This window comes from Tessaracoccus pujii (assembly GCF_054483895.1).
Genome location: NZ_CM137012.1, coordinates 2,988,496 through 3,015,075 on the forward strand (window position 1 = coordinate 2,988,496; position 26,580 = coordinate 3,015,075).

The following is a 26,580-nucleotide window of genomic DNA, read 5'->3' on the forward strand; positions in this document are numbered from 1 at the left end:
CCGGGACGCGTCCCGCGTCAGCCGTAAGAGGGCGGATCTGATGGCGACTACGCCGCCAGATCTCCCACGCAGTGGAGAGGGGAGCCCCCTACGAGAGACGGTCGTGCAGCCAGGTCAGGTCGGCCGCCCGCTCAGGGACACCGCCAGGGGTTTCGAGGATGGTGACGGTGTCCGCCGCGCGGACCAGTGCGGCGAGGGCGTCGCCGTCGACGAGTCCCCGACCGAGGTTGGCGTGGCGGTCCGCGCCGCTGCCCACCTCGTCGCGGGAGTCGTTGCAGTGCACCACGTCCACGCGGCCCGTGATGGCGGTGACCCGGCCGAGGAGCCCGTCGAGCTCCAGCCCGCCGGCGTGCGCGTGGCACGTGTCCAGGCAGAAGCCGACCCGGTCCGCGTTCGGGGAGCCGGAGATCGCGTCCCACAACCGGTCGATGGCCTCCAGGTGCCGCGCCATCGCGTTGCCGCCCCCGGCCGTGTTCTCGATGAAGATCGGTACCTCCATGTCCAGCCCGTCGACGCACTTGCGCCAGTTGGTGAAGCCCACGACGGGGTCCTCGTCGGCGGTGACGTGGCCGCCGTGCACCACCACGCCCAGGGCACCGACGGCGGCCGCCTCGGTCAGCGTCTGCTGCAGCAGCTTGCGCGACGGGATCCGGATGCGGTTGTTCGTGGAGGCCACGTTGAGGGCGTAGGGGGCGTGCACGACGATCCCGACCCCCGCCGCCTCCGCGGCCGCCTTCAGCGCCGGGGAGCCACCGTCGACGAGGGTGCTCGGCTTCCTCCAGCTCTGCGGGTCTCCCAGGAAGATCTGGACGACGTCGATGCCGAGCGCGGCTGCTTCGGCCAGCGGGTCCGTGGAGTCGACGTGGGCACCCGTTCGCAGAGTCATGCCGCCAACCCTATCCGCGGTGCTGGGAGAAGATGGTCGCCAGCACCCGTGCGCCGGGTTCGGCGTGGGTAGCCTGTGGTGAACAGGCCGTCCACGGGAGCCACCATGCCGCAGACCAATCACGTCGTCACCCGCCTCCGCGAGGTCGTCGCGCAGCACGCGACGCGCACCGCGACCCGGATCCGCGAAGGAGACCGATGGGTGACCCAGACCTACGCCCAGTTCGCGGACCGGATCGACCGCGTCGCCCAGGGCTTGCTGAACCTCGGCGTGGAGACGGGCGGCCGGGTGGGCATCTTCCTGGCCAACCGTCCGGAGTGGTCCGAGATCGACTTCGGAGCCGCCACCGTTCGCGCCGTGCCGGTGCCGCTGTACGCCACCTCCACACCCGAGCAGATCAGCCACATCGCGGCCGATTCCGGGCTCACGGTCATGTTCGTCGGCAACCAGAGCGAGTGCGAGCGGGTGCTCAGCGTGGCCGACGAGCTGCCCGACCTGGGGCGGATCGTCATCCTCCAGCCGTATCCGGGCATGCCGGAGCGCGTGACCAGCTACCAGGACTTCCTCGCCGAGCCGGACCGCGCGGCCATCGAGGCGCGGTTCGCGGAGGCGACGGGGGAGGACCTGGCATCGATCATCTACACCTCGGGCACCACGGGCAATCCGAAGGGGGTGATGCTGCAGCACAGCGCGTTCGTCACGCAGAGCGACGCGCTGGACCGCTTCTTCCACATCACGCCGGAGGACCACTCCCTGAGCTTCCTCCCGCTCTCGCACGCCCTGGAGCGGGCATGGACCTACGTGGTCCTGCTGCACGGCTCCATGAACACCTACGTCGAGAACGCGCGCACGGTGGCCGAGCAGATGGTGCTCGCCGAACCCACCATGATGGTGAGCGTGCCGAAGCTGTTCGAGACGGTGTACGCGACGGCGCACGCCAAGGTGCAGTCGTCGGCGGTGAAGCGGCAGATCTTCACGTGGGCGCTCAAGGTGGGCCGCCACAACCAGTACGCCTACCGCTCCGGCAGGCGGCCGAGCGCGCTGCTGCGCTCCCAGCTGGGGCTGGCGGACAAGCTGGTGCTGAGCAACGTCCGGGCGGCCCTGGGCGGGCGCAAGAAGGTGCTGGCCTGCGGCGGGGCTCCGCTGCGGCCGGAGATCGAGGAGTTCTTCGCCGCCGTCGGCCTGCCCATCATGCCCGGCTACGGGCTCACCGAGGCGTCGCCGCTGATCACGTTCAACGCGCCGGACGATTTCAAGCTCGGGACTGTCGGCAAGGTGCTGCCGGGCGGTGAGCTCAGGATCGGGGAGCTCGGCGAGATCCTCTACAGGGGGCCCAACGTGATGCTGGGCTACTGGAATGACCCGGTGGCCACGGCGGAGACCATCGACGACGGTTGGCTGCGGACCGGAGACGTCGGCTACGTGGACAACGAGGGTTTCCTGACCATCACCGACCGGCTCAAGGACATCATCGTGACGCTCGGCGGGAAGAACGTGGCGCCGCAGCCCATCGAGGGCCTGATCCTGGCGGATCCGCTGTTCGAACACGCCGTCCTCCTGGGCGACAACCGCCCCTTCGTCACCCTGCTGGTGAAGCCGTCCCTGCCGCAGGTCGAGGCGCTGGCCAAGGCGCGTGCCTGGCCGGGTGAGGTGCACGACTGGTTGGCCAGCAACGAGCTGCTCGAGGAGCTCAAGAAGAGGGTCGACGAGATCACGGCGAAGCTGCCCAGCCAGGAGCGGCCGAAGGAGACCACGGTGCTCCACGAGGAGTTCACGATGGACAACGGACTGCTGACGCCCACGCTGAAGGTGCGCCGCCGTGCCGTCGAGGCCAGGTTCAAGGCCCTCGTCGACGAGATGTACGCGCGCAGGGAGCGGCTCAAGGAGCGGTGAGCAGGCAGCGTCGCGTCCGGTGGGCCACGTGGCCCGGGGCCTTGGGCCTCGGGGCGCTGGCGCTGCTGATGGGTGGGCCGGGCATTGTCGCGCTGACAGCGACAGCCGTGCTGCCCGCGGACGACTCCGCCGGCGTTGACTTCGCCGTCAGTGGGCCGGGGTGGCCGGTGCGGGTCCCGGCCCTCGTCGTGGCCGTCGCGGCGCTCATGCTGCCCGTGCTCACGGTCCGGTGGGCCCGCCGGAAGTGGGCGGGGTACGTCCTGCTCGGGTTGGGGCTCAGCGCCGTGGTGGGCGTGGTGGGGCTGTTCCTGGTCGGGATCCTCTGACCGTGGTTCGCGACCTGGCGACTTGGCGGAGGCGCGGCGAGGGAGCACTATTGCCGCCATGGGACTGCTTGACTTCCTGGGAAAACGATCGCCCGGCCTCACCGTCGACGAGACGCTGATGGCGTTGAGCAAGGGTGCCGTCCTCATCGACGTGCGGACACCGATGGAGTACGAGGCGGGCCATGCGCCGGGGGCTCGGCCCGTGGATCCGAAGGACCTGCACGAGAACCCGCTCGACGCCATTCACGGCGACGATCCGCTGGCGGAGCGCGACGGCGCGGTCATCGTGATGTGCGACAACGGCCTGAGGTCCTCCATCGCGGCCGCGGAACTCCGTTCCAAGGGGCTCCTGGCGGAATCGCTGGCAGGAGGGCTGCGCGCCTGGGCGAAGGACGGCAACCCGGTGCTCCCGGGGCCGTACCGTCGCCGGCGCTGAGGTGACGGCCATGTGGGGGGTGCCGTTCGTGGGGGGGATGGTGGCCGGCGCGGCGGCGTCGGCGCTCGCCACACGGTGGCTCGAGGGCCGCCGGACCATCAACCGGCATATCGACGACTACGCCGCCCACTGGGAGCGGCTGCCCGCGGCCGGCGGGGGAGAGTTGCGCTACCTCGCCCTGGGTGACTCCGCCGCCCAGGGCGTCGGAGCGTCGGCGGTGTCGCGCGGCTACGTCCCGAGGATCGCCGAGCGGCTGCAGATGGCCACGGGGCGCGACGTCCTGGTCCGGAACCTCTCGGTCTCCGGGGCGACGAGCGACGACGTCGTGCGCGACCAACTCCCTCAACTGTCCTCGCTGGGGTTCGAGCCGGATCTCGTGACGCTGGACATCGGCGGCAACGACGTGGTCTATCCGGGCCACAACGCGGCCACGTTCGAGGCCAGCCTGGACCGGATCCTCGCCGCGTTGCCGCCCGGCAGTTTCGTGGCGGACGTGCCCTGGTTCATGGTGCCCGGCCTCGGGCGGCAGTCGCAGCGGATGTCCGTCCTGGCCGCCGCACTGACCGAGCGGCACGGTCATCACCTGGTGCCGCTGCACCGCGTGTCGCGGGAGACGGGCATTCTCCGTTACCACCGCTACACGGCAGGGGACTTCTTCCACCCCAATGACCAGGGCTACGAGGGCTGGGCCGAGACGTTCTGGGGCACCATCGTCGCGAGCGGCCGCCTGGACCGGCTCCGCGTCGACTGACGGGGCCGTCGAGGCATCGGCTCAACGCGTCCCGGGGGGGGATTTCCCCCGCGACGCGGCGACGGGTAACCTAGGCCCTCGGCTGACCTCGGTCAGCCATGCCCTCCTGCTGCGGGACGTCCCCGCGGCCGTTAGTCCGAAGGAGGTGGGGCTGAGCATGCGTAAGTACGAAATCATGGTTCTCATCGATTCCGAAGTTGATGACCGCCAGGTTCCCGCGCTCGTCGAGAAGCATCTCGAGGTCATCACCAAGGGTGGTGGCACCGTCGACAACACCGACCACTGGGGTCGTCGTCGTCTCGCTTACGACATCAACAAGAAGTCCGAAGCGATCTACGCCGTGCTGCATGTCACTGCAGAGCCGGCGGTCGTGTCCGAGATGGATCGTCTTATGACCATCGACGAGAAGATCGTGCGCACCAAGGTGTTGCGTCGCGAGGACTGAGTTATCCACAGCTGCTGCGGAAGACCGGCAAATCCTGAGGCATTAGGCCGAGAGTGGAGCCAGTCACACCTGAGGGGCGGTTCCTGTCGGAGCTGCGTCGTAAGGTGACGTAGAAGCTATCCAAGTCCGGAATCGGAAGGCACAGAAACAACATGGCAGGCGAAACCCCTATCACCATCATCGGCAATCTCACTGCTGATCCTGAGCTTCGCTTCACGCCCAACGGGGCCGCTGTCGCGAACTTCACGGTCGCGTCGACCCCCCGCACGTTCGATCGTCAGACGAACGAGTGGAAGGACGGCGACGCCATGTTCCTCAACTGCTCGGTGTGGCGCCAATACGCCGAGAACGTGGCCGAGTCCCTCACCAAGGGATCCCGCGTCATCGTCTCGGGGCGGTTGAAGTCACGCAGCTACGAAACCCGCGAGGGTGAGAAGCGAACCGTGTTCGAGGTCGATGTCGACGAAGTCGGTCCGGCCCTCCGTTACGCGACGGCCAAGGTCACCCGAACCCCGGGTGGCGGCGGCGGTGGCGGAAACTGGCAGGGCAATCAGGGAAACCAGAACAGTGGCCAGGCCGCTGGCGGCCAGGGCGGTGGAGGCGGACAGCAGTCCGACCCATGGTCCAGCACCAGCGCACCGGGCGGCAACCGCGGCGGAAACGACCCGTGGGCGCAGCCGCAGCCTGAAGAGCCCCCGTTCTGATCCACGCTTAACTAGCCCCCATGGGCTAGCTGGCACATTCCGTCGAGAGACGGGCTTTCACGGGCGGCACGCCCGAGAGTTAAGGAGAGCACCACAATGGCCGGTCCACAGCGCAAGCCTGTGAACAAGAAGAAGATCCTGCCAGTCAAGAAGACGCGGGTCGCCAACGTCGATTACAAGGACGTCAACCTGCTCAAGAAGTTCATTTCTGAGCGCGGGAAGATCCGTGCGCGTCGCGTCACCGGGCTGTCGGTCCAGGACCAGCGCAAGGTTGCCATCGCCGTCAAGAACGCGCGCGAGGTGGCCCTGCTGCCCTACGCGTCGACCGCGCGCTGATTCGGAGGAGAGAGAACATGAAGCTCATTCTGACCAGCACCGTCGACAAGCTCGGCATCGCCGGAGACATCGTCGACGTGAAGGACGGCTACGGCCGTAACTTCCTCCTCACCCAGGGCAAGGCCATTCGCTGGACCCGGGGCACGGAGAAGCAGATCGACGGCATCAAGCGTTCGCGTGACGCGCGCGAGGTTCGCGGCGTCGAGCACGCCCAGGAACTCCGCACCCAGCTCGAGGGCCTGACCGTCTCGGTCGGCGCCCGCGTGTCTGACCAGGGTCACCTGTTCGGCTCGATCACCGCCAGCGACGTGGCCGTCGCCGTCAAGAAGGCCGGTGGCCCCACGATCGACAAGCGTTCCGTGTCGTTCGCCAAGCCGGTGAAGTCGGTAGGCACGCACACTGCGGCCGTCAAGCTGCACCAGGCTGTCACCGCGTACGTTCCTTTCGAGGTCGTCGCTCAGTGATCTGAGGCACTACCAGCAAGAGCCCCGGTCTCGGCCGGGGCTCTTGCCTGTTTCGGGGCCAGCGTGGTGAGGCCCTAGGCTGGAGCGATGAGCGCTCGCTTCCTCACCACCTGGCCCTGTCAGGACGCCTGCGGCACCGTCGAGACGGGCGAGCGCGTGGAGGGGGCCCCGGTCTACCGGTGCCCCGGCTGCGACAGTTCGTGGATCGAACTGGGCGAACGCACCGAGCCCGTCGATGACGAGCGGATCGGCGCCCGCCAGCAGCATCACTAGAACCGCCGCCTCCGCGGGGCTGGTCCGCCGCCCCCTTCCGCGTAACGAAGGGTCCAGGTGGCCGCACCAAGGCGCAGCTCTACAACGAGGCCAAGGCCAAGGGCGTCAAGGGCCGCTCGACGATGACGAAGGCCGAGTTGCAGCGCGCCGTCGACGGCTGACGCGACCAGCCGAGCTGCCACGTATCCTCGGAAGCATGCGCAACCCCGTCGAACGCCTCCGCGTCCTTATCGGGAGGACCCTGCGCAGCCGAGTCGCCGGCGATGATGCCGACGCCAAGGCACACCTCATCTGGGGGGGCGACGGCGAGCGCTGGCACAGCCCCGACGACGTCATCTGGCACGTCAACGGCGATGCCGCCATGTACGTCGGTGGGATCCGGGCGCTCCTGCTGCAGGCCCTGCACCCCGCGGCGATGGCCGGCGTGGCTGGGCATTCGGGCTACCGCTCGGATCCGTGGGGGAGGCTCCAGCGGACCTCGGAGTTCATTGCCATGACCACCTACGGCCCCATCCCGTCGGCGCTCGCGCTCATCGAACGGGTGAAGGCCGTCCACGAACGTGTCCGCGGCAGGACCGACGACGGCACGCCTTACCACGCGTCGGACCCGCACCTGCTGGCGTGGGTCCACATCGCCGAGACGCAGAGCTTCCTCACCAGCTTCCAGCACTTCGGGGACCGCCGGCTCACTCAGGAGGAGGCCGACGAGTACGTCGCGGAGGCCGCGCCGGTGGGGACACTGCTGGGCGCCGTCGACCTTCCCCTCACCGAGGGGGAGCTTCTCTCGGCCCTGGACGCGTACCGCCCTGAGCTGCGGGCCTCGCCCGCCGCGCTCGACACGGTCCGGTTCCTGCTCAAGGAGCCGCCCGTGCCGTGGGTGGCCAGACCCGGCTACTGGATGCTCGCGGCGGGCGCGATCGCGACCCTTCCCAGGTGGGCACGCAAGGAACTGGGGCTGCCGACCGGGCGGTGGTTCGACGTCCTCATCGGCCTCCCGCTGGGCAGGGTGGCGACGGCGGTGGTGCGCTGGGCGCTGACCCCGGAGAGCCGCCGTGCTGAAGCGTCGGGCGACGAGCCCTCTACTCACTCGCGATAGGCGACCAGCGAGGGATCGGCCACCCAGGCGTTGCACTCGCCCACCTGTCCCGTCGACGCCTGGGCGGTCCAGAACCGCGATGACTCCAAGTCCCAGTGCCGTTCGTCGGAGGACCCGACGATCCCCACATCGACCAGCTGCTCCATCGTCCGGGGATGGCCGGCCAGGAACATGGCGGTGCCCAGGCATTCGGCCTGCAGTTCCATGCGCCGCAGAAGCCGGTCTCCCACCCCGCTGGGCTCGAAGGCACCGAGTTGCGGCCCGGCCACGGTGCCCGGAGCCGCAATGAGGAACTGGAGCACGTGACCGATCTCGTGCGCGATCATCTGGCTGGCGGCGTCGGCACTTCCGCCGAAATAGACGGACAGGATGACACGATTGTCGACCGCCATGGCGGCGAAGGCCTGCGACTCTGGCGGTCCACATTCCGCGACCTCCGGCGACACTGCGCAGTGCGAGACCACGATCCGAGGCAGATCCATCGAATGCGCCTGCGCGAAAGGCCGCCACGAATCGAACAGACAATTCGCGTAGCGATCGGCGTCGGCCAGCAACCCCGTGGGGTCCGCGTACTCCTCGGCCATCCCGGTGCAGGTGTTGGCCGGGATCGCCAGGGCATTGAACCGCAGGTAGATCTCCACCTCAGCCTCGCTGTACTGGCTGAAATCCAGGACGGGCTGGTCGCCGTCCGGGTCGAAGACGGCATAGGGGAGCATCGGGAAGCTGGGAGGCGGCAGCGCGATGTCCGGTTTGCCGTGAGGTGCGGTCGCAGTCGGAGCCCACACGGCGATCGAGGGGGCCGGCGACGGCGCCGGGGCGGTGGTGGCGGCGGCGGACGACGGAGCCCCTGTCGGGGCCGTGATGAAGGTGGGGGTGGGCTCGGGTGCCGGAGCCCCTGTCGGGGCCGTGATGAAGGTGGGGGTGGGCTCGGGTGCCGGAGCCTGCGGTGCCGGCGCGCAGGCGGGGGTGAGGAAAGCAAAGGCCAGCAGCAGAGCCGGCCGCGTCGCGTGCAGTCTCATGTTTGTAGCCTAACCTCCGGTGCCGGCGGGGCCTGCGACCGCGGACACGCCGGGGCACCCGGATCGTGGCCGCCCGGACCTGTCGGTGCCGGGCATACTTCGACCATGAAGATCGGTGTGGTCGGCTACGGCATGGGCGGCAGGATCTTCCACGCGCCTTTCATCCAGGCCGCGGACGGGGTCGAGCTGGCCGGAGTCGTGACGCGGTCGGCGACGCGCCGAGCCGAGGCGGCGGCGGACCTGCCAGGGGTCCCGGTCCTCGACTCCCTGACAGCGCTCCTCGACTCAGGCGTCGACGCCGTCACCATCACCACCCCGCCCGAGACCCGTCGTGAGCTGGTCCTGGAGGCCGCCCGCCGGGGCGTGGCGATCGTGGCGGACAAGCCGTTCGCGCCGTCGGCGCAGGACGCCCGGGATCTCGTCGCCGAGGTCGAGCGCCTGGGGTCCCCGCTGGCCGTGTTCCACAACCGGCGCTGGGATACAGACATCCGGACGCTGAAGGCCGTCCTCGACCGCGGGGCAGTCGGCGCGCCGTGGCGGGTGGAGTCACGCTTCGACCTGGACGAACCGGGCACGCTCGATCCAGGACCGTCAGGCGGGCTCCTGCGGGACCTGGGCACGCACCTGGCGGACCAACTGCTGTGGCTCTTCGGCCCGGTGCGTCAGGTGTACGCGCACCTCGACTGGGTCGACCTGCCCGAGGGCCGCACGGACGCCGGCTTCTCCGTGGTGCTGCGGCACGCGTCGGGGGTCAGCTCGACGATGCGCGCCAGCAAGGCGAACCACCTCGTGGCGCGGGAACTTCGGGTGTACGGAAGCGAAGGCAGCTACGAGTCCCAGATGAGCGACGTGCAGGCGCAGGCAGTGTTCGCCGGCCGCCGCCCCGTCGATGAGGGGCAGCGGTGGGGATACGAGACCGAGGAACGGTGGGGCGTGCTGCGCACCGCGGCGGGCGAGCGCCGGATGCCGTCGGAGCGGGGCGCCTACCAGGACTTCTACTCGCAGTTCGCGCGTGCCGCGGCCGGTGACGGCCCCATGCCGGTCACGGGAGCCGACGCGATCCGAACCCTGGAGGTGCTGGACGCTGCCCGGCAGAGCGCCGTCGAGGGCCGCTCCGTCGACATCGGCTGAACTGACGGGTGTGGGCAGCGATCGACCCGCGGCTTGGTCCCACGGGTCGGATTCGCCGAAACGGCACGGCCGGGCTTTCGGAATCGCCCGGCGCCTGCAGCACGAGTTCAGGCGCTGAGGTAGACGTCAGGAAGGTTGTCGCCGCTCAGGACCAGGTTGTAGCTCACCTCAAGGATGCGCACCACCTGCTTGCCGGTGCACTTGAGCGTGCTGAGGGGCGCGACGACGAACATCCCAGTGACCTGGCCGTTGCGGACGGGGAACGTTAGGGTCGTGTTCACGTTGTTCGTCTCGGTCTTCGGGACGCCCTGGACCGGATTGCCGCTCTTGGTGAAGCACTGGGCGGTCACCGTCACGGTGCCGGTGAGCGAGAAGTCCGCGCTGGTGACGGTGTTGCCGAGGCCGGAGGCCTTGAAGGTGATCACCAGGCTGTTGCCGTCCACCGAAGCGGTGGGCCCCTTCACGTAGTGCGGGCCCGCGTGCGCCGTCGTGGTGAAGCCGAACGACGTGACCAGCGCGACGATCAGAACGGAGATGAGTCGGATGAGGGACTTGTGGGACATGAGGATTCCTCGGTGGATGCCGTTGCGGGTGCCCATGCCAGGGCTGGCCCGGCAGGCACCCATGGATCCGTGGGCGACCGGGAGCGCGTCGGCACGGGACAGCAGCCGACGGTCGGGCGGATTGGGGTCGGATCGCAGGTGTGCGACCCGCGATGGGAGGCCGCGGCGCGGACACTCAGGGACGGGACGCGGCGCGGAGGCGCGGTGGACTGCGCACCCGCCGGTGAGCACGGATGACAGGCGAGGCACGCGCTGGCGAGCAGATCACGGCCACACCCCCCGAGGTGACTGTGCTCATGTGGAATCCGGCTCAGTCGTCGTGCCGTGACGTGTCCGGACCATGATGCAGAACGCCGGCCCCCTGTGGGCCGCCGCGTCCGTGACGGAAACCTTGCGAATCGACCGGCGGGATTCCGGTGCCGACCGCAGAATTCACGCTACGTAGAGTCTGACCAAAGGGCAATGGTTATTCTCGGCGTGATGTGTATCGCCCTGCGAGGAGCGCGCAGACGTGGCGCGGTAGCCCAAATTGGGTCCACCGGCGCGTGTCTCAGGCGCTGACGTAGGCCGCCAGGTGCTGACCCGTCAGGGTGGACCTTCCGGCCACCAGCTCCGAGGGCGTGCCCTCGAACACGATCCGTCCGCCGTCGTGACCGGCGCCGGGGCCGAGGTCGATGATCCAGTCCGCGTGTGCCATCACAGCCTGATGATGCTCGATCACGATGACGGACTTGCCCGACTCCACCAGGCGGTCCAACAGGGCGAGCAGGTGGGCGACGTCGGCCAGGTGCAGGCCGGTGGTGGGCTCGTCGAGCACGTAGATGCTGCCCTTGTCCGCCATCGCGACGGCCAGCTTGAGCCGCTGCCGCTCGCCGCCGGACAGGGTGGTGAGCGGCTGGCCCAGGCTGAGGTAGCCGAGGCCCACGTCGCCCAGCCGCTCGAGGATGGCGTGCGCGGCGGGCGTCTTCGTCTCTCCCGACCCGAAGAACTCCAGGGCCTCCGTCACCGGCATGGCCAGCACGTCGGCGATGTTCTTCCCGCCCCAGCGGTACTCCAACACCGCGGCCTGGAACCGCTTGCCCTCGCACTCCTCGCAGGGGGTGGCGACGGTGTCCATGAAGCCCAGCTCGGTGTAGATGACGCCGGCGCCGTTGCACGCGGGGCAGGCGCCCTCCGAGTTGGCGCTGAACAGGGCCGGCTTGGTGCCGGTGGCCCTGGCGAACGCCTTGCGGATGGGCTCCAGCAGGCCGGTGTAGGTGGCCGGGTTGCTGCGCCGCGACCCCTTGATGGCCGTCTGGTCGATGGAGATCACCCCGGCGTCGGACGGCATCGAGCCGTGGATCAGCGAGCTCTTGCCCGACCCCGCGACCCCCGTGAGCACGGTCAGCACGCCCAGCGGGATGTCGACGTCCACGTCGCGGAGGTTGTTGGTCGACGCGCCGCGGATCTCCAGGGCACCCTTGGGCGTGCGCGTGGTGGGTTTGAGGGTGGCCCGGTCGTCGAGGTGCCTGCCGGTGAGGGTGTCGCTGGCGCGGAGGCCGGCCAGGGTCCCCTCGAAGCAGATCTCGCCACCCTTCGTGCCCGCCCCTGGCCCGAGGTCGACGACGTGGTCCGCGATGGCGATGGTCTCCGGCTTGTGTTCCACCACGAGCACCGTGTTGCCCTTGTCGCGCAGTGAGAGGAGCAGGGTGTTCATGCGCTGGATGTCGTGCGGGTGGAGGCCGATGGTGGGCTCGTCGAAGACGTAGGTGACGTCCGTCAGCGACGACCCCAGGTGCCGGATCATCTTCACCCGCTGCGCCTCGCCGCCCGACAGCGTGCCGGAGGGGCGCTCCAGGGAGAGGTAGCCCAGGCCGATCTCGACGAACGAATCCAGCAGGTGCTGCAGGTTCGCCAGGAGGGGGGCGGCCGCCGGCCTGTCCAGACCCCGGATCCAGGCGGCCAGGTCCGTCAACTGCATCGCACACGCGTCGGCGATGTTGACGCCGTCGATCTTCGACGCGCGGGCCCCCTCGGACAACCGGGTGCCGCGACACTCGGGGCACGTGTCGAACTTCACCGCACGCTCGACGAAGGCGCGGATGTGCGGCTGCATCGCGTCGGGATCCTTGGCCAGGAACGACTTCTGGATCTTGGGCACCAACCCCTCGTAGGTGAGGTTGATGTTGTCGACCTTGATCTTCGTGGGCGGCTTGTAGAGGAGATCGTCGAGCTCGCGCTTCGAATAGTCCCGGATGGGCTTGTCCGGGTCCAGGAAGCCGGAGCCGGTGAAGATCCGCACGTACCAGCCGTCGCCGGTGTAGCCGGGCACGGTGAGGGCGCCGTCGTTGAGCGATCTGGTGTCGTCGTAGAGCTGGGTGAGGTCGATGTCCGAGATGTTGCCCTTGCCCTCGCAGCGGGGGCACATGCCCCCGACGAGGGTGTAGGTCTTGGCCTCCTTCTGGACCCGCCCGGCCTTCTCCGTCTTGAGCATCCCTGAGCCGGTCACCGACGGCACGTTGAACGAGTAGGCCTGCGGGGAGCCGATGTGTGGCTGCCCCAGCTTGCTGAACAGGAGCCGCAGCAGCGCGTTGGCGTCGGTGACGGTGCCGACGGTGGAGCGCACGTTGGCGCCCAGGCGCTCCTGGTCCACGATGATGGCCGTGGTCAGCCCGTCGAGGTGGTCCACGTCCGGGCGCGACAGCGTGGGCATGAAGCCCTGCACGAACGCGCTGTAGGTCTCGTTGATCATCCGCTGGGATTCGGCGGCGATGGTGCTGAAGACCAGCGAGCTCTTCCCGGACCCGGAGACGCCGGTGAACACCGTGAGCCGCCGCTTCGGGAGCTCGACGTCGATGCCTTTGAGGTTGTTCTCGCGCGCCCCCTGGACGCGGATCATGTCGTGACTGTCTGCGGGATTGGGTGCGGTGCTCACCGCGCTACCGTGCCACCCCGCCGCGACAATTGCCAGAGGCGGGGCCTGTACGTCGCCGATCGGGCCTAGGGAGCCGGTCGCGATGGCTGCCTCAGCGGGATGCGGCTGCCGAGCGGTCGGCGGTGAGGAACTCGTCGATCTGGTTGATGGCCGCCGTGGCGCCCTCGATCACGCCCATGTCCAGCACCTGTTGCAGGGCCTCGACGGTGGGGTACTCGGACTCGAAGACCGCGCGCGTCCCTCCGTCGTGGGTGGAGAACGAATAGACGTTGTGCCCCACGGGGAGCGCCGGATCCTCGTTGAAGTGCTCGTCGGCGAACCCGTCGTCGAAGCTGAACCGGGTGGGTTCCTCGACCTCCGTGACCGCCCAGAAGCCGTAGTACCGCTGGCCGTCGGGGGCGGTCATGTAGTAGTTCATCCGGCCGCCCGGGGTGAGGCTGTGGTCCACGAAGGTGGCGGGGTGTGTGGGTGGCCCCCACACCTTCTCCAGCTGGCGGGGATCGGCGTAGAGCTGCCAGAGGCGCTCCACGGGGGCCGCGAACTGCGCGGTCATGGTCAGACGACGATTGTCCAGGTCCTTCTGGACGTCGATCACTGGCATGGTCAACCCTCCTGGGGTGTTGTGGTGATGAGTTCCTCGATGCGCGACACTCGTCCGCGCCAGATGCCTTCCAGTTCGGCGAGCATGCTGCCCACTGAGCGCACCGCCTCGACGTTGCCGCTGGCCAGGGACTCGCGCCCCTGCCGCCGCCTCGAGACCAGCGCTGATCCTTCGAGCACCGTGATGTGCTTGTGCACGGCGGCGAAGCTCATGTCGTAGTGCGCCGCCAGCGCCGTGATGGACTGCTCGCCCGCCAGCACGCGGCGCAGGATGTCGCGCCGGGTGCGGTCCGAGAGCGCGTGGAACAGTGCGTCGGCTCGTTCCTCGTCGATCACTGGCATAGCACTATGTTCAACCGTTTGGTTATAGGTTGTCAAGAGCGACCGGGAGATCGCCAGGCCTTCGTGCCTCAGAGATCGGCCGCGTACACGCGCACGCGGGCGCCGGTGCGGCTGATCGTCTCCCTGTCGAGAGCGAGCCCGGTCTTCTCCGCGACCCGCTGGGAGGCGACGTTGTCCGGATGGATGATCGCGATGAGGCGACGGTGGCCCAGTGAGCGGGCGAGGTCGCGGCAGGCCGCGGCGGCATCGGTCGCGAGCCCTCTGCCCTGGTGTCGCGGTAACACGTGGTAGCCCACCTCGAGCTCCTCCCGGCCGTCGATGAGCTGCCAGGTAAGGCCGCAGTCGCCGACGAAGTCGCCGTCGGGGGTGGCGATGATCCAGAGGCCGAGTCCGTCGCGGGCGTAGTTGCGGCGGTTCCAGTCGATCCACTCGACCGCCTCGTCGCGCGTCTTCGGGTGGGGGTAGTACCTCATGACCGAGGGGTCGCCGAGCAGGGCTGCCATGCTGTCCAGGTCGCCGTCGTCCATCCGGCGGAAGACGAGCCGGTCCGTCATGGGGAGCGGGGCGTCCGCGTCCCAGACCCACTCGTCCTCCCCGTCGAAGGCCCGGTGCGGCGCCGGCATCGCGAGGCCGAGCTTCTGCGCCACCCGCCGCGATGCGACGTTGCGGGGGTGGACGAAGGCGACGAGGCGGCGGATTCCGGCCCGGCGCAGCCCGGAGACGAGTTCGCGCATCGCCTCGGTGGCGTAGCCGTTGCCCTGGTGCGGGGCGCCGATCACCCAGGCCAGTGTCGCGGTGGAGGCCGGCGGGTCGACGGTGGCCTGGGCGAACCCGATGGCGGCGCCGACGGGCAGCCGGACGGCCCAGTTGCCCCACACCTCCGTCGACGGAGGCGGCGGTCCGGTCCCCTGCGCCCGGTACCGCCGCTGAAGCTCCTCGACGGTGGGCGGGCTGTCGCCGGTGTAGCGGTGGATCGACGGATCGGCGAGCACCTCGGCCATGGCGGCCGCGTCGTCGACGGTGAGCGGGGTGAGGCGCAGGCGGTGCGTCCGTAGTGGGGAGTGGACCAGATCGCGAAGGGCATCGTCGTCTGCTGGCATGGTGCCAACGCTACGCGCGCGCATACGGTGAGGAGAGGAGGCTGCGATGGCGGTGGTATTGATCGGGCTGGGGTCCAGGGGCGACGTCCAGCCCATGGCGGTCCTGGGCGGCGCCCTGGCTCGTCGAGGCGTCGAGACCACCGTGGTGGCACTGGCCGAGTACGCGGGTCTCGCGGGGCGATACGGGGCCGGTGTGGCGCCCGTTCAGGCAGGGCTGCGGTCAGCGTTGGAGGCGGCGCGGCGGCATCCTCGGGTGGCGAGCACTGCGGCCGGCCAGGGCTGGCTGCTGCGCAGGTGGGTCTCGGAGGTCTCCGGGCCGCTCGTCGAGGCTCTGGTGCGCGCGGTGCGGCCGGGTGACGCTGTGCTCGGTGGCGTGTTGGGCGCCGGGGCTGCGATGGTCGCGGCCGAGGCGCTGGGGGGTCGCGCGGCGACGGTGCTCCTCACCGGCCAGCTGCCCACTGTCCATCCCGAGAGCCACTGCTTCGCCCGCTGGTTCTTGCCCTGGGACGCCTACAACCGGTGGGGGACCGCGCTGAGCTGGAGTGTCGCGGCGGCGCTCGGCGCGCCGCTGGCGCGGGAGGCACGCACGCGGCTGGGTGTGAGGTCCCGGATGGGCCCCGTGTCGAAGGCTCTGGACAGGCACCCGGTTCTCGTGGCGGCCAGCCCCACCCTGGTCCCGCCGCCCCCCGATCGGCCGCCGAGCGTGCACCACACCGGATTCCTGGCGCCCCCCGACGACGACAACCCGCTCCCGGACGACCTGCTGGAGTTCCTGGCGGCGGGCGCCCCGCCGGTGTTCGTCGGCGCCGGCAGCCTGGCAGAGTCGACGGGTGCCGAAGGTCTGGGGCTTCTCGCGGAGGCGGGACGGCTGTCCGGTCGACGCATCGTCACCCTCGCGCCGACGCCGGCTCACGTCGGCCCTGGGCCGGGGGAGGTGTTCGCGGTCTCGGATGTCTCCTTCGAGGCGCTGTTCCCGCGCACGGCCGGAGTGATTCACCACGGCGGCGCGGGGAGCACCCACACGGGGCTGTGGTCCGGCAGGCCGTCGGCGGCCGTCCCGTTCGGTGTGGATCAGCCGTATCACGGCGCCCGCCTCGCGACCCTCGGGGTGGGGCCGCCGCCCGTGCCGTTCCGCCGAGTCGATGCCCCAAGGCTGGCGCGTCTCATCCACGACCTCGTCGACGGCCCCGAGGCCCCCGGCTTCCGAGACCGCGCCCGCGAGGTGGGGGTGACGGTCCGCGGTGAGGATGGGGTGGGCGCAACGGTCCGGGTGATGTCGCGGCTCGGGTTGGTCACCGCGTGAGACTCGTGCAGTTGAGCACGCCTGCCAGCGCGTCCGAGGACCGACCACGACGTCGACCACCGCCGGCCCTTCTTCACTGGCCCTCGGGCGTGTGAAATGGCCCGGCCCCGTGGGGAGCCGGGCCACCTCTGGGGGCATGAATCAGGAGATGACGCCCGCGTCGATCTCCGCCTGGGTCCAGTAGCCGGTGTCGACGAGCGCCTCCGTGAGGTTGTCCTGCGTGACGGTGACCACATCGAGGAGGTAGGACGGGACGACCTTCACGCCGTTGTCGTAATCCTTGGTGTTGTTCGCCTCGGGCTCATTGCCGGCCAGGAGGTCCTGGGCGGCGGTGACGGCCTGCTCGGCCAGCAGGCGGGTGTCCTTGAAGATCGTCGAGTACTGCACGCCGTCCTGGATCAGCTTCGTGGAGGCGATCTCGGCGTCCTGCCCCGTGATGATCGGGAAGCTGTCGGCGACGGTGCCGGAGTAGCCGTTGTTCTGCAGGGCGGTGATGATGCCTCGTGCAAGGCCATCGTTGGCCGACAGCACGCCGTCGACCTTGGCGTCGCCCTGGTAGTTGGCGGTGAGGAGGTCTTCCATGCGCTTCTGCGCGGTCTCCTGCTGCCAGCCGAGCGTGGCGGCCTGTTCGATCTTCGTCTGGCCGGAGACGACGGTCATGGTGCCGTTGTCGATCTCGGGCTGGATGACGCTCATGGCGCCGTTGAAGAAGAAGTGGGCGTTGTTGTCGTCGAGCGAGCCGGCGAACAGTTCGATGTTGAACGGGCCTTCGCCGCGGGCCTTGAGGCCGTCGATGAGGGATTGGCCCTGCGCGACGCCGACCTTGAAGTTGTCGAACGAGACGTAGAAGTCCACGTTGCCGCTGTCGCGGATCAGGCGGTCGTAGGAGATGATCTTGATGCCCTGGTCGGCGGCGTTCTCCAGCTGGGGGGCCAGAGCGGTGCCGTCGATGGCGGCGATGATCAGGACCTTGACGCCCTGGGTGATCATCTGGTCGATCTGCTGGCTCTGGGTGGGGATGTCGTCGTTGGCGAACTGGAGGTCCACCTCGAAGCCGGCCTCTTCGAGCTGGGACTTGACGGCCTCGCCGTCGGCGATCCAACGCTCGGTGGTCTGGGTGGGCATCGACACGCCGACGGAGCCGGCGGCTTCGCCCGCGGGTGCGCTGGTGGTCGCTGAGGCGCCACCGGAGGTGGCAGGGGCGGTGGTGGTGCCGGCGCCGCCGCCACCGCATGCGGTGAGGGCGAAGGTCAGGACGATGCCCGCGGCTGCGGTCATGAGGGTGTTCATCTTCATTCGTTCCTCCTGAGAACGTCAAGGGATACCTGGGCTGCGCCCAAGCACTGTGTGTCTGTGAAGCGTGAGATGCGAATGGGCAGCTCGAGGGTCCCGAGTCTCATGCCCGACAACTTTGTCTTTCTCCCGTACAAAATACTGCTGCGGCACCTCTGGTGCTGTCAAGGCGAGGAGGACAACATTTAGTTGCAGTTCGATAACAATTGTGTCCTCTGTGGAAAACTCGTCTTTCGCGGTCCGGACGAAGCCCGCGAGGCACTCGGTTCAACCATCGCTGCGGCGACGCCGCCGTCTGGGCGCGAAGATATGGTGAGGAGAGGACAGATGGACCGGCTGGGCTGGTCAGTCCCGCCCGACCACCCTCACGGGACCGGGCCAGGCGACGGCGAGGGCTGCTGCGTAGCCGGGCAGCGGGGTCGCGAGGGCAACCACGCTGCCGCCCTGTGCGCCGAGCCCTGCCTTGGTGCGCGCCTCCTGGGTCACCCAGGCCTCCGGATCCGTGGCCTGACCGATCCGCTGCACGTCGACGCCCACAGGTGCGTGAAGACAACTGGCCACCGCGACCAGGAGCCCCGAATGGCTCACCGAGAGGTGCGGGCCGTGGCCGTCGGCCGCGACAGGACGGCCGTGCTGCTCCCCGCAACTCTGGCAGGTCCGGTCGATCTCGACGGCGGCATCGTCCGGCAGTCCGCGCGCGTAGCGCAGGGCCCGCTGCAGGAGCAGCTGGCCGACCAGGCGGCGGGCCCGGTCCGCATCCGCCGCCACGACGTCCAGCCGGGCACGCTCCGCGACGGGGAGGGTCTCGGCCAGGCGCATGTCAGCCGAGCGGAGGTCCGCCCACCACAGGTTCACCACTGACTTGGATATTGGCAACTCCAGCTTTGTCGAAATACCCCCATAAGGCTACCCTAAGCCAGTGCACGATCTGCTGACGCCGCCGACGACCCGGTCGCTGAGCCTGCTCCGGGCCGCCGGCCGGACCGCCCCGTCGCGACCCGCCCTCGTGGCACCGGACGGCGAGGTGATGGACCACGGGACACTGCGCCACCGCGTCGACGCGCTCGCCGCGACCCTCCCCGTCGGCGATCGCAGGCTCGCGCACGTGCGGCTCAGGCCCACACTCGACGACGTGGTGGCCTACCTCGCCCTCCTGCAGGCCGGTCACGTCGCGCTCCTCGTCCCCGAGGGGCGGGCGGGCGAGCACGTGCGCCGGGCCTGGCCGGCGGACCTGGCCGTGGAGGCGGGCGCGGTCACGGCGCTCCACGACGAGCCCACCCCTCGGCACCTCCTCCATCCGGACCTCGCCCTCCTGATGAGTACCTCGGGGAGCACCGGCTCGCCCAAGCTCGTGCGCCTCTCGCACGCCAACCTGGTCAGCAACGCCCACGCCATCGCCGCTGCGCTGGGGCTCACCGCGTCGGATCGCGGCGTCACCAGCCTCCCGCTGCACTACTGCTTCGGCCTCTCCGTGCTGCACAGCCATCTCGCCGTCGGAGCCTCGGTGGCACTCACGGACGCGTCGGTGCTCGACGACCGCTTCTGGGAGGCAGTCGACGACGGGGTCACGACGCTGGCCGTCGTGCCCCACATGGTCGAGCTGATGGAGACCACCGGCATCCTCGAGCGTCCGCACCCTGCGCTGCGGCTCGTCACCCAGGCCGGTGGCCGGATGGCGCCCGAGCGCGTGCGGCGCACGGCGGAGCTCGGGTCGCGGCACGGCTGGGGGCTTGCCGTGATGTACGGACAGAGCGAGGCGACGGCGCGCATCACCGTGCAGGACCCGGCGATGGCGCTGGTGTCGCCGGAGACGGTCGGGCGCGCCGTGCCCGGCACCAGACTCCACCTGGACCGCACCGTCCGGGAGTCCGATGGGGACAGCGGCGAGATCGTGGTGCGCGGCCCCGGCGTCATGCTCGGCTACGCGGAACACCCCGACGACCTGGCCCTCGGCCGGATGGTCACCGAGCTGCGCACCGGTGACCTGGGCGTCCTCGACGACGGGGTGCTGCGGATCGTCGGCCGGCGCTCCGGGTTCGTCAAGGTGCTGGGCCTGCGGATCGACCTGGCGCGGGTCGAGGCGGCGCTGGAGCGCGACGGGTTCCTGGTGTGCGTGACGGGCGACGACACGGGCCTGCGGGTCGCCGTCGAGCCGGTCGACGGCGAGCCGGGGGCGGAGACGGGCTCCAGCGCGCGGCGTCTCGCGGCCCGCGCCGCCGGACTCGGCGTCGGGCACGTCCGCGTGGGGGTGTTCCCGCTCGCGCGGCTCGGTAACGGCAAGGTGGACCGCCCGGGGTGCGACGCGCTGGTGCGCGCCACGGACCCCGAGGAGTGCGCAGACACCAGGCAGCGGATGGACGCCCCCGGGGTGGCGGTGAAGGTCGCGGCGGTCCTGGGGGATGTGCTCGGCCGCGACGACGTCGACCTCGCCCTCACCTTCGTCGCGCAGGGCGGTGACTCCCTCACCCACGTGCAGGCCTCGGTGCGCCTCTCGGCCATCCTGGGCAACCTCCCCGCCGACTGGCACCACCGCCCCCTCGTCGACCTGATCGACGCCGCGGAGGAGCAGCCCGCCGCGACCGCCGCGCCTCGCTCGTGGCTACGGTGGCGCCGGCTCGAGGCCCCCGTGGTGCTGCGCGCGCTGGCGGCCGTCATCATCTGCGGCTCGCACGCGGAGCTGTTCAGGATCCTGGGCGGCGCGCACCTCCTCATGGCCGTGGCGGGATACAGCGCGGCCTTGTTCGGCTTGGCGGCGCCGGCCGCCGTGGGTCGATGGCGCGCCGGCACCCGCCTGCTCATCGGCGTCGGAGTGCCCACGGTGGTGACGGCCCTCGTGGGGCTGAGCTACGGCCGCTACGGGTGGGGCAACGTCTTCCTCGTCAACTGGGCCACCGGCCACATCGCCACCCTGCGCCGCAACGAGTTGTGGTTCGTCGATGCGCTGATTCTCTGCGTGCTGCTCGTGACCGCGCTGCTGTCCGTGCCGTGGTTGGCGCGACGGTGGGCGGCGGACCCGTGGCAGGTGGCCGTCGGGCTCCTGGTGGCAGGCCTGGTATCGAGGTTCGTGATCCTGGGCCTCGCCACGGAGGGGCCGATGCGGGGCATCATGCCGACGGTGTTCTGGCTGTTCGCAGCGGGCATGGCCGCCGCGGTGGCGCGCACCCCCGGCCGTCTTGCCGTGACGCTCGCGCTGACGCTCGCCGGAGCGGCCGGATTCTTCCCCGACGACCCCTGGCGCAATGTCGTCATCGCCACCGGCATCGTGGTGCTCGCGCTCGCCCGGACCGTTCCCGTGCCGGCCGTGGTGGTTCCCGCGGTGACCCTGCTGGCCGCGGCCAGCCTGCACATCTACGTGGTCCAGTTCCACGTGCTCGAACTCATCGACGACCCGCTCACGGGGACGCTCGCCGCCCTGGCGGCCGGCGTGCTGCTGTGGCGGCTCACGGCGGGTCCCGTGCGCCGGCTCCAGGACACCCTCGTCCCCACCCGCACCACCTCCGAGAGGACCCCCCTGTGAACCCAACCCTCAGCCGACGTCTCCTGCTCACCGGACTGGCCGTCGCGCCGCTCGCCGCCACCGCCTGCAGCGCAGGGGGAGAGGGCGAGGAGGAGTTCGTCGCCGACCCCGAGGCGCTGCTCATCTACTCCAGCCAGCACGAGAACGTGACCGCTGCCTGGGCGCAGGCGTTCACCGCGGCCACCGGTGTCCGGACCCAGATCCGGCGGGGCAGCGACTCGTCGATGGGCCACCAGATCGTCCAGGAGGGCGACCAGAGCCCGGCCGACGTGTTCCTCACGGAGAACTCCCCCGCCATGACGGTGGTGGAGCGCGCCGGGCTGCTGGCCCCCGTCGAGTCGGCGACGCTGGCGCAGGTGCCCGAAGACATGGCGCCCTCCAGCAAGGACTGGATCGCGATCGCAGCCCGCTCCACCGTGCTGTGCTGGAACACCTCCGAGATCTCCGAGGCGGAGCTGCCGGTCTCGATGATGGACCTCGCCGACTCGTCGTGGAACGGGCGGTGGGGTTGCGCGCCCGGCGGGGCGGACTTCCAGGCGATCGTCGCAGGCATGCTCGCGGACCGCGGCGAGGCCGAGACCGCGGCCTGGCTGACCGCGCTCCAGGAAGGTGCCAACGCCTATCAGAACAACATCGCGACGATGAAGGCCGTCAACGCGGGCGAGGTCCCCGTGGGGATCATGTACCACTACTACTGGTACCGAGACCAGGCCGGCACCAAGGAAGGGTCTGGGAACACGAAGCTGCACTACTTCGGCAACCAGGATCCGGGGGCGTTCGTGTCGCTGTCGGCCGGCGGCGTCCTGGCGAGCAGCGACAAGGCCGAGCAGGCGCAGCAGTTCCTCGCCTACGTCACCTCGCCGGAGGGCCAGCAGGTGCTGGTGGACTCGAAGTCCATGGAATACGCGGTGGGCAACGGCGTGGCATCTGATCCGGCGCTGCCCCCGCTCGACACCCTGGACAATCCGCCCGTCGACCCGTTCACGCTCAACTCCGACGACGTGGCCAGATTGATGACGGATGCCGGGCTCCTCTAGCCGCGTCTGGCTCCAGGTCCTCGCCGCCGGCGTCGCGGTGTTGGTGCTGGTGCCGATCGTGGTCACCGTGGTCTCGGCCTTCGGGGTGGGCTGGGACGCGGCCGTGGCCTATGTGGTGCGTCCCCGGATCGCGATGCTGCTGGGCAACACCGCCCTGCTGATGGCCATCACGGTGCCGCTCTCGGCTGCGCTGGGCGTGACCGCCGCCTGGCTGGTGGAGCGCACCGATCTCCCCGGCGCCCCGGTCTGGCGGGCCCTGATGCTCGCCCCGCTGGCAGTGCCGGCGTTCGTGGCCAGCTATGCGTGGGTGTCGTGGCAACCGGGCCTGGTCGGGCTGGGGGGTGCGGCGTTGGTGACGACGCTGGCCTACTTCCCGTTCGTGTTCCTGCCGGTGGCCGCGATGCTGCGTGCGCTGGACTCCGGCGAGGAGGAGGTGGGACGCTCGCTGGGGCTGGGCCCCGTCGCCGCGTTCTGGCGCACCGTCCTGCCGCGCCTGCGTCCGGCCGTCACCGGCGGAGCGCTGCTGGTGGCGCTGCACATCCTGGCCGAATACGGGGTGCTGTCGATGATGCGCTACCAGACCTTCACCACCGCGATCCTTCAGCAGTACGCCGTCGGGTTCAGCGATGCCCGTGGCTCGCTGCTGGCATCGGTGCTGCTGGTGCTGTGCCTGGGCGTGTTGACGCTGGAGGTGGTGGCCAGGGGGCGGCGGCGGGTGTCGCGGATAGGGTCCGGCAGCACCCAGAGCCCGTCCAGCGTGCCCCTGGGCCGTTGGACCTGGCCGTCGGTGGCCGGACTCACGGTCCTCGTGGGACTCTCGACGGTGGTGCCGGTCGCCCTGGTCGTGCGTTGGCTCGTGGCGGGCACGAGCCAGTCCGGCGCGGTGGCCGACGACCTGCTGCGGGTCACCGCGTCGACGCTGGGGCTGGCGGTGCTGGGTGGCCTGGCCGCAGTGGTTCTGGCGCTTCCGGGGGCGCTGCTGCTCAACCGCCGTGGCGGATGGCTGGCCACCGTCCTGGAGCGGGCGACGTTCGTGGGGAGCGCGCTGCCGGGCGTCGTTGTCGCGCTGGCCCTGGTCGGTCTGGCGGTGGGTTGGGCGCCGTGGCTGTATCAGACGGTGTGGCTGGTGGTGGTTGCCTACTCGGTGCTGTTCCTGCCGAGGGCGATGGTGTCGCTGCGCTCCGGCCTGGCCGCGGCGCCACCCGAGCTGGCGGAGGCGGCCCGCTCGCTGGGACACGGCGGGTTCGCGGTGCTGCGGCGGGTGGTCCTCCCGCTGGCGGCGCCGTCGGTGCTGGCCGGGTTCGTGCTGGTGGCCCTGGCGATCTCCACCGAGCTCACCGCGACCCTGCTGCTCGCGCCCACCGGCACGGACACGCTCGCGCTATCGTTCTGGGCGGCCAGCGACGAGCTGGACTATGCGGCGGCGGCGCCGTACGCCGCGGTGATGATCGTGTTGTCGATCCCGCTGACGGTCGTGCTGCGGCGCCAGATCACGCAGGAGAGGCGGGTGGCGGGATGAGCGAGGTACTGGTCCGCGAGCTGCGCGCCGGCTACGGCGACAGCGAGATTCTGCACGGGGTCAGCCTCACGGTGCCCGAGGGATCGACGACCGCGATCCTGGGGGACTCGGGCTCCGGAAAGACGACTCTCCTGCGCGCGATAGCCGGCTTCATCCGTCCCACCGGCGGCGAGGTGGAGGTGGGTGGCCGGGTGGTCACAGGACCGAAGGCGTGGGTGGCGCCGGAGCGGCGGGGTGTGGGCTACGTGCGGCAGGAGGGCGCCCTCTTCCCGCACCTGTCGGTGGCCGGCAACATCGCCTTCGGGCTCCCCCGACGGGGCGTGGTCCCGCGCGAGCGCACCTACCGCGAGCGGGTGCTGGAGCTGCTCGACCTCGTCGAACTGCCCGAGGATCTCGCCGGGCGCTTTCCCGCGCAGTTGTCCGGCGGGCAGCAGCAGCGCGTCGCCCTGGCGCGGGCGCTGGCGCCGAGGCCGAGCGTGGTGCTGCTGGACGAGCCGTTCTCGTCGCTCGACACGGCGCTGCGGCACGCCACCCGTGAGGCGACGGCGCGGGCGCTGAGGGCAGCGGGCGCGACCGTCCTGCTGGTGACGCACGACCAGGGGGAGGCATTGTCGTTCGCCGACGAGGTTGCCGTGCTTCGTGGCGGACACGTCCGCCAGGTGGCCGCCCCGAGGATCATCTACGGCGAGCCCATCGACCCTCAGGTGGCCGCGTTCATGGGCGACGCGGTGATGGTGCGCGGCGAGGGAGTCGGTCCGGCGGTCCGCTCCGGGCTGGGCATGCTCAGCGTGGTGGGCTTCGTGCCGCGTGGGCCGGTGGACGTGCTGTTACGTCCGGAGCAGATCCGGCTCACCCCTCCGGCTCAGGGCGCGGTCACGGGGACGGTGACGACGGTGCGATTCTTCGGCCACGACGCCGTCGTGGACCTCGACGTGGCCGGTGACGTGCCCGGCTGGGGCGGCGGCCCCTTGTCCGTCCGGGCGCGCGTCCACGGCAACGAGACCCCGGTGCTGGGTGCCCGCGTGGGCCTCCGCGTGGTGGGCCCCGTGCGGGTGTTCAAGCACTGACGGGGGTGTCCACGTCCCTGCGGGGAGCACCCAGAGCGAGGTAGGCCAGGAACGCCAACCCCCAGACGACCTGCGCGTTGCCGACGACATGCTGCTGCCAGGTCCAGGTGAGGCCCTCGTGGGCATCGTCCGGGAGATCCCAGATCGTTCGCCCGGCGAAGATCGCCAGGCCGCTCGCCACCAGCCCCCAGCCCAGGACGTTCCCGCTCCGCCGCGACCACACCGCCAGCAACACGAGGGCAGGGCCGGCCCAGACCCAGTGGTGGGACCAGGAGACGGGGGAGGCCAGGAGGGCGTAGAAGCCCATCGTCAGGGCCGCGGCGAGGTCGTGTCCGAGGCGGAAGAGGTGGGCCATCAGCGCGAGGAGGGAGAGGCCCAGCACCGCTGAGGCTACGAACCACGCGAGCGTCGCGGTCCCACCGGTGAGCCCCAGGCGGAGCAGCACGCCGTTCAGCGACTGGTTGGAGAGGTAGGCCAGTTGGCCGATCCGGTCCGGGTCGGTGATGGTCCCGGTCCAGTAGGTCACCGAGTCCCCCCATGCGACGGCGAATCCCAGCAGCGTGAACAGCAGCGCCGAGACGGCGGCCGTCGCCAGCGCCCGCCACTCCCGCCTGACCAGGAAGTAGGCCAGGAAGACCGCCGGGGTCAGTTTGATGGCCATCGCGAGCCCGGTGAGCGCACCCTGCCACCTCTTGCCTCGCCCGGCCACCACGTCGAAGACCACCAGCGCCATCAGCACCACGTTGATCTGGCCGAACTCCACCGACTCCCGCACCGGCCCGAGCCAGAAGGCGGCCGCTCCTGCCGCCAGCCCTGCCAGGATCAGCGTGCGGCCCCTGACCTGGGTCAACTCCCGGATGACGAGGACCATGACCAGGACCACCAGGCCGAGGGTGCCGAACGAGACGAGGAGATTGGCATCGCGCATCGTGAGCAGCGCCAGCGGCGCGAACAGCATCGCGGCCAAGGGTGGGTAGGTGAAGGGGAGATTGGCGCCGATCTCGGTGTCGGGCAGGGTTGCGTACAGGTCACGCCCGCGCAGGAAGGTCTCGGCGCCGAGCCGGTAGACATCCAGGTCGATGCGATAGGGAGGGGTGAGCTTGAACCGCTCCGGGAGGAACGGCTGCTCGTCCCAGCGCCCGTACACGACGGCGTAGGCGGAGATCGCCGCGGCAGCGACGATCATGAGGACGCCGAGCCATGCGGTGGCGGAGCGCGTCGTCGGGCGAGGGGTCACCGGCCCATCGTAGGTCCACGCTCGCGCCGCCCCAGAATCCACCGCCCGGCACCAGCGTGCACGCCGCCCACGTTCCTGAGTTGATCAGGCGCGGGCCGCTGCCGCCCCGATGCCGTCGCTGGCGCCGGTGATGAGGATCGTCTGCCGGTCAATCATGTGGGTCTCCTTCTCGGGGGCTCGCGCCGTGCCGTCAGCGTACCCACCCGAATTCTGTCGAGCCGCGGCTGGCCGTACAGCGCGGGCTTCCTGTTCTGGCCGCCGCGCGTATGGACCGCAGAGCGATGCCGCAGCTGCGTTCTTGCCGCGGTGGAGAAGCCACTGCGTTGGT

At 70.2% G+C, this 26,580-nt stretch carries 25 protein-coding genes and 1 pseudogene; 16 read left to right on the forward strand and 10 right to left on the reverse strand.

Going from position 1 to position 26,580, the window contains the following annotated elements:
- Positions 1-88 precede the first annotated feature (88 nt).
- Positions 89-886, reverse strand: coding sequence for a deoxyribonuclease IV (locus ACX1D0_RS13920; RefSeq protein WP_459018597.1), 798 nt, complete (start codon positions 884-886; stop codon positions 89-91).
- A 32-nt stretch (positions 887-918) separates the two neighbouring features.
- On the opposite strand from ACX1D0_RS13920, the pseudogene ACX1D0_RS13925 reads away from it, so the two are divergent.
- The 10 genes and pseudogenes from ACX1D0_RS13925 (at position 919) to ACX1D0_RS13970 (ending at position 7,610) form a co-directional block, all read left to right on the forward strand.
- Positions 919-2,779 (forward strand): annotated as a pseudogene (locus tag ACX1D0_RS13925) (AMP-dependent synthetase/ligase).
- Positions 2,776-3,105 (forward strand): hypothetical protein, encoded by a 330-nt coding sequence (locus ACX1D0_RS13930; protein WP_459018598.1) that lies wholly within the window; start codon positions 2,776-2,778, stop codon positions 3,103-3,105. The pseudogene ACX1D0_RS13925 and the gene ACX1D0_RS13930 overlap by 4 nt, the downstream one beginning before the upstream one ends.
- Before the next feature lie 58 nt (positions 3,106-3,163).
- A complete protein-coding gene (locus ACX1D0_RS13935; protein WP_459018599.1) occupies positions 3,164-3,541 on the forward strand; it encodes a rhodanese-like domain-containing protein in 378 nt (125 codons plus the stop codon).
- Between the two features lie 10 nt (positions 3,542-3,551).
- Positions 3,552-4,292, forward strand: coding sequence for an SGNH/GDSL hydrolase family protein (locus ACX1D0_RS13940; protein ID WP_459018600.1), 741 nt, complete (start codon positions 3,552-3,554; stop codon positions 4,290-4,292).
- Positions 4,293-4,449: 157 nt separating this feature from the next.
- On the forward strand, positions 4,450-4,737 hold the full coding sequence (gene rpsF / locus ACX1D0_RS13945; protein WP_459018601.1) for a 30S ribosomal protein S6: 288 nt from the start codon (positions 4,450-4,452) through the stop codon (positions 4,735-4,737).
- Positions 4,738-4,889: 152 nt separating this feature from the next.
- Positions 4,890-5,441 (forward strand): single-stranded DNA-binding protein, encoded by a 552-nt coding sequence (locus tag ACX1D0_RS13950; protein ID WP_459018602.1) that lies wholly within the window; start codon positions 4,890-4,892, stop codon positions 5,439-5,441.
- A 96-nt stretch (positions 5,442-5,537) separates the two neighbouring features.
- Positions 5,538-5,777 carry a 30S ribosomal protein S18 gene (gene rpsR, locus ACX1D0_RS13955; protein ID WP_182781363.1) on the forward strand — a complete coding sequence of 80 codons (240 nt, stop codon included), beginning with the start codon at positions 5,538-5,540 and terminating at the stop codon, positions 5,775-5,777.
- Positions 5,778-5,794: 17 nt separating this feature from the next.
- On the forward strand, positions 5,795-6,241 hold the full coding sequence (gene rplI, locus ACX1D0_RS13960) for a 50S ribosomal protein L9 (RefSeq protein WP_459018603.1): 447 nt from the start codon (positions 5,795-5,797) through the stop codon (positions 6,239-6,241).
- A gap of 87 nt (positions 6,242-6,328) precedes the next feature.
- Positions 6,329-6,514, forward strand: a complete 186-nt coding sequence (locus ACX1D0_RS13965) for a hypothetical protein (RefSeq protein ID WP_459018604.1) — start codon at positions 6,329-6,331, stop codon at positions 6,512-6,514.
- 196 nt (positions 6,515-6,710) lie between these two features.
- Positions 6,711-7,610 (forward strand): oxygenase MpaB family protein, encoded by a 900-nt coding sequence (locus ACX1D0_RS13970; RefSeq protein WP_459018605.1) that lies wholly within the window; start codon positions 6,711-6,713, stop codon positions 7,608-7,610.
- Here the strand turns inward: ACX1D0_RS13970 and ACX1D0_RS13975 are convergent.
- Positions 7,598-8,629 (reverse strand): hypothetical protein, encoded by a 1,032-nt coding sequence (locus ACX1D0_RS13975; protein WP_459018606.1) that lies wholly within the window; start codon positions 8,627-8,629, stop codon positions 7,598-7,600. The genes ACX1D0_RS13970 and ACX1D0_RS13975 overlap by 13 nt on opposite strands.
- Positions 8,630-8,734: 105 nt before the next feature.
- On the opposite strand from ACX1D0_RS13975, the gene ACX1D0_RS13980 reads away from it, so the two are divergent.
- Complete coding sequence (locus ACX1D0_RS13980) at positions 8,735-9,760, forward strand: Gfo/Idh/MocA family protein (protein WP_459018607.1); 1,026 nt, start codon at positions 8,735-8,737, stop codon at positions 9,758-9,760.
- Positions 9,761-9,867: 107 nt separating this feature from the next.
- On the opposite strand, the gene ACX1D0_RS13985 is transcribed toward ACX1D0_RS13980, so the two are convergent.
- The 5 genes from ACX1D0_RS13985 to ACX1D0_RS14005 all read right to left on the reverse strand — a co-directional run bounded on the left by ACX1D0_RS13985 (position 9,868) and on the right by ACX1D0_RS14005 (position 15,279).
- Positions 9,868-10,323, reverse strand: coding sequence for a hypothetical protein (locus ACX1D0_RS13985; protein ID WP_459018608.1), 456 nt, complete (start codon positions 10,321-10,323; stop codon positions 9,868-9,870).
- Between the two features lie 550 nt (positions 10,324-10,873).
- Positions 10,874-13,201, reverse strand: a complete 2,328-nt coding sequence (locus ACX1D0_RS13990; protein ID WP_459018609.1) for an ATP-binding cassette domain-containing protein — start codon at positions 13,199-13,201, stop codon at positions 10,874-10,876.
- A gap of 127 nt (positions 13,202-13,328) precedes the next feature.
- Positions 13,329-13,838: an SRPBCC family protein gene (locus tag ACX1D0_RS13995; protein WP_459018610.1), complete on the reverse strand. Its 510-nt coding sequence runs from the start codon at positions 13,836-13,838 to the stop codon at positions 13,329-13,331.
- Positions 13,839-13,840: 2 nt separating this feature from the next.
- Positions 13,841-14,179 carry an ArsR/SmtB family transcription factor gene (locus ACX1D0_RS14000; protein ID WP_459018611.1) on the reverse strand — a complete coding sequence of 113 codons (339 nt, stop codon included), beginning with the start codon at positions 14,177-14,179 and terminating at the stop codon, positions 13,841-13,843.
- A 68-nt stretch (positions 14,180-14,247) separates the two neighbouring features.
- Positions 14,248-15,279, reverse strand: coding sequence for a GNAT family N-acetyltransferase (locus ACX1D0_RS14005; RefSeq protein WP_459018612.1), 1,032 nt, complete (start codon positions 15,277-15,279; stop codon positions 14,248-14,250).
- A gap of 46 nt (positions 15,280-15,325) precedes the next feature.
- Here ACX1D0_RS14005 and ACX1D0_RS14010 point away from each other — a divergent pair, with 46 nt between their 5' ends.
- Positions 15,326-16,582 (forward strand): glycosyltransferase, encoded by a 1,257-nt coding sequence (locus tag ACX1D0_RS14010; RefSeq protein ID WP_459018613.1) that lies wholly within the window; start codon positions 15,326-15,328, stop codon positions 16,580-16,582.
- 141 nt (positions 16,583-16,723) lie between these two features.
- Here the strand turns inward: ACX1D0_RS14010 and chvE are convergent, their stop codons facing one another.
- Together chvE and ACX1D0_RS14020 are read right to left on the reverse strand one after the other, a co-directional pair.
- Positions 16,724-17,878 (reverse strand): multiple monosaccharide ABC transporter substrate-binding protein, encoded by a 1,155-nt coding sequence (gene chvE / locus ACX1D0_RS14015; RefSeq protein ID WP_459018614.1) that lies wholly within the window; start codon positions 17,876-17,878, stop codon positions 16,724-16,726.
- A gap of 342 nt (positions 17,879-18,220) precedes the next feature.
- Positions 18,221-18,733 (reverse strand): 4'-phosphopantetheinyl transferase family protein, encoded by a 513-nt coding sequence (locus ACX1D0_RS14020; protein WP_459018615.1) that lies wholly within the window; start codon positions 18,731-18,733, stop codon positions 18,221-18,223.
- Between the two features lie 61 nt (positions 18,734-18,794).
- Here ACX1D0_RS14020 and ACX1D0_RS14025 point away from each other — a divergent pair, with 61 nt between their 5' ends.
- Genes ACX1D0_RS14025 through ACX1D0_RS14040 form a run of 4 tightly spaced genes read left to right on the forward strand, consistent with a single transcriptional unit; the run spans position 18,795 to position 25,015 of the window.
- Complete coding sequence (locus ACX1D0_RS14025) at positions 18,795-21,392, forward strand: AMP-binding protein (protein ID WP_459018616.1); 2,598 nt, start codon at positions 18,795-18,797, stop codon at positions 21,390-21,392.
- Positions 21,389-22,429: an extracellular solute-binding protein gene (locus ACX1D0_RS14030; protein WP_459018617.1), complete on the forward strand. Its 1,041-nt coding sequence runs from the start codon at positions 21,389-21,391 to the stop codon at positions 22,427-22,429. The genes ACX1D0_RS14025 and ACX1D0_RS14030 overlap by 4 nt, the downstream gene beginning before the upstream one ends.
- A complete protein-coding gene (locus ACX1D0_RS14035) occupies positions 22,413-23,948 on the forward strand; it encodes an ABC transporter permease (protein WP_459018618.1) in 1,536 nt (511 codons plus the stop codon). Before ACX1D0_RS14030 ends, ACX1D0_RS14035 begins: the two co-directional genes overlap by 17 nt.
- Positions 23,945-25,015: an ABC transporter ATP-binding protein gene (locus tag ACX1D0_RS14040; protein ID WP_459018619.1), complete on the forward strand. Its 1,071-nt coding sequence runs from the start codon at positions 23,945-23,947 to the stop codon at positions 25,013-25,015. The genes ACX1D0_RS14035 and ACX1D0_RS14040 overlap by 4 nt, the downstream gene beginning before the upstream one ends.
- Here the strand turns inward: ACX1D0_RS14040 and ACX1D0_RS14045 are convergent.
- Positions 25,005-26,252 carry a glycosyltransferase 87 family protein gene (locus ACX1D0_RS14045; RefSeq protein ID WP_459018620.1) on the reverse strand — a complete coding sequence of 416 codons (1,248 nt, stop codon included), beginning with the start codon at positions 26,250-26,252 and terminating at the stop codon, positions 25,005-25,007. The genes ACX1D0_RS14040 and ACX1D0_RS14045 overlap by 11 nt on opposite strands.
- Between the last annotated feature and the right edge of the window lie 328 nt (positions 26,253-26,580).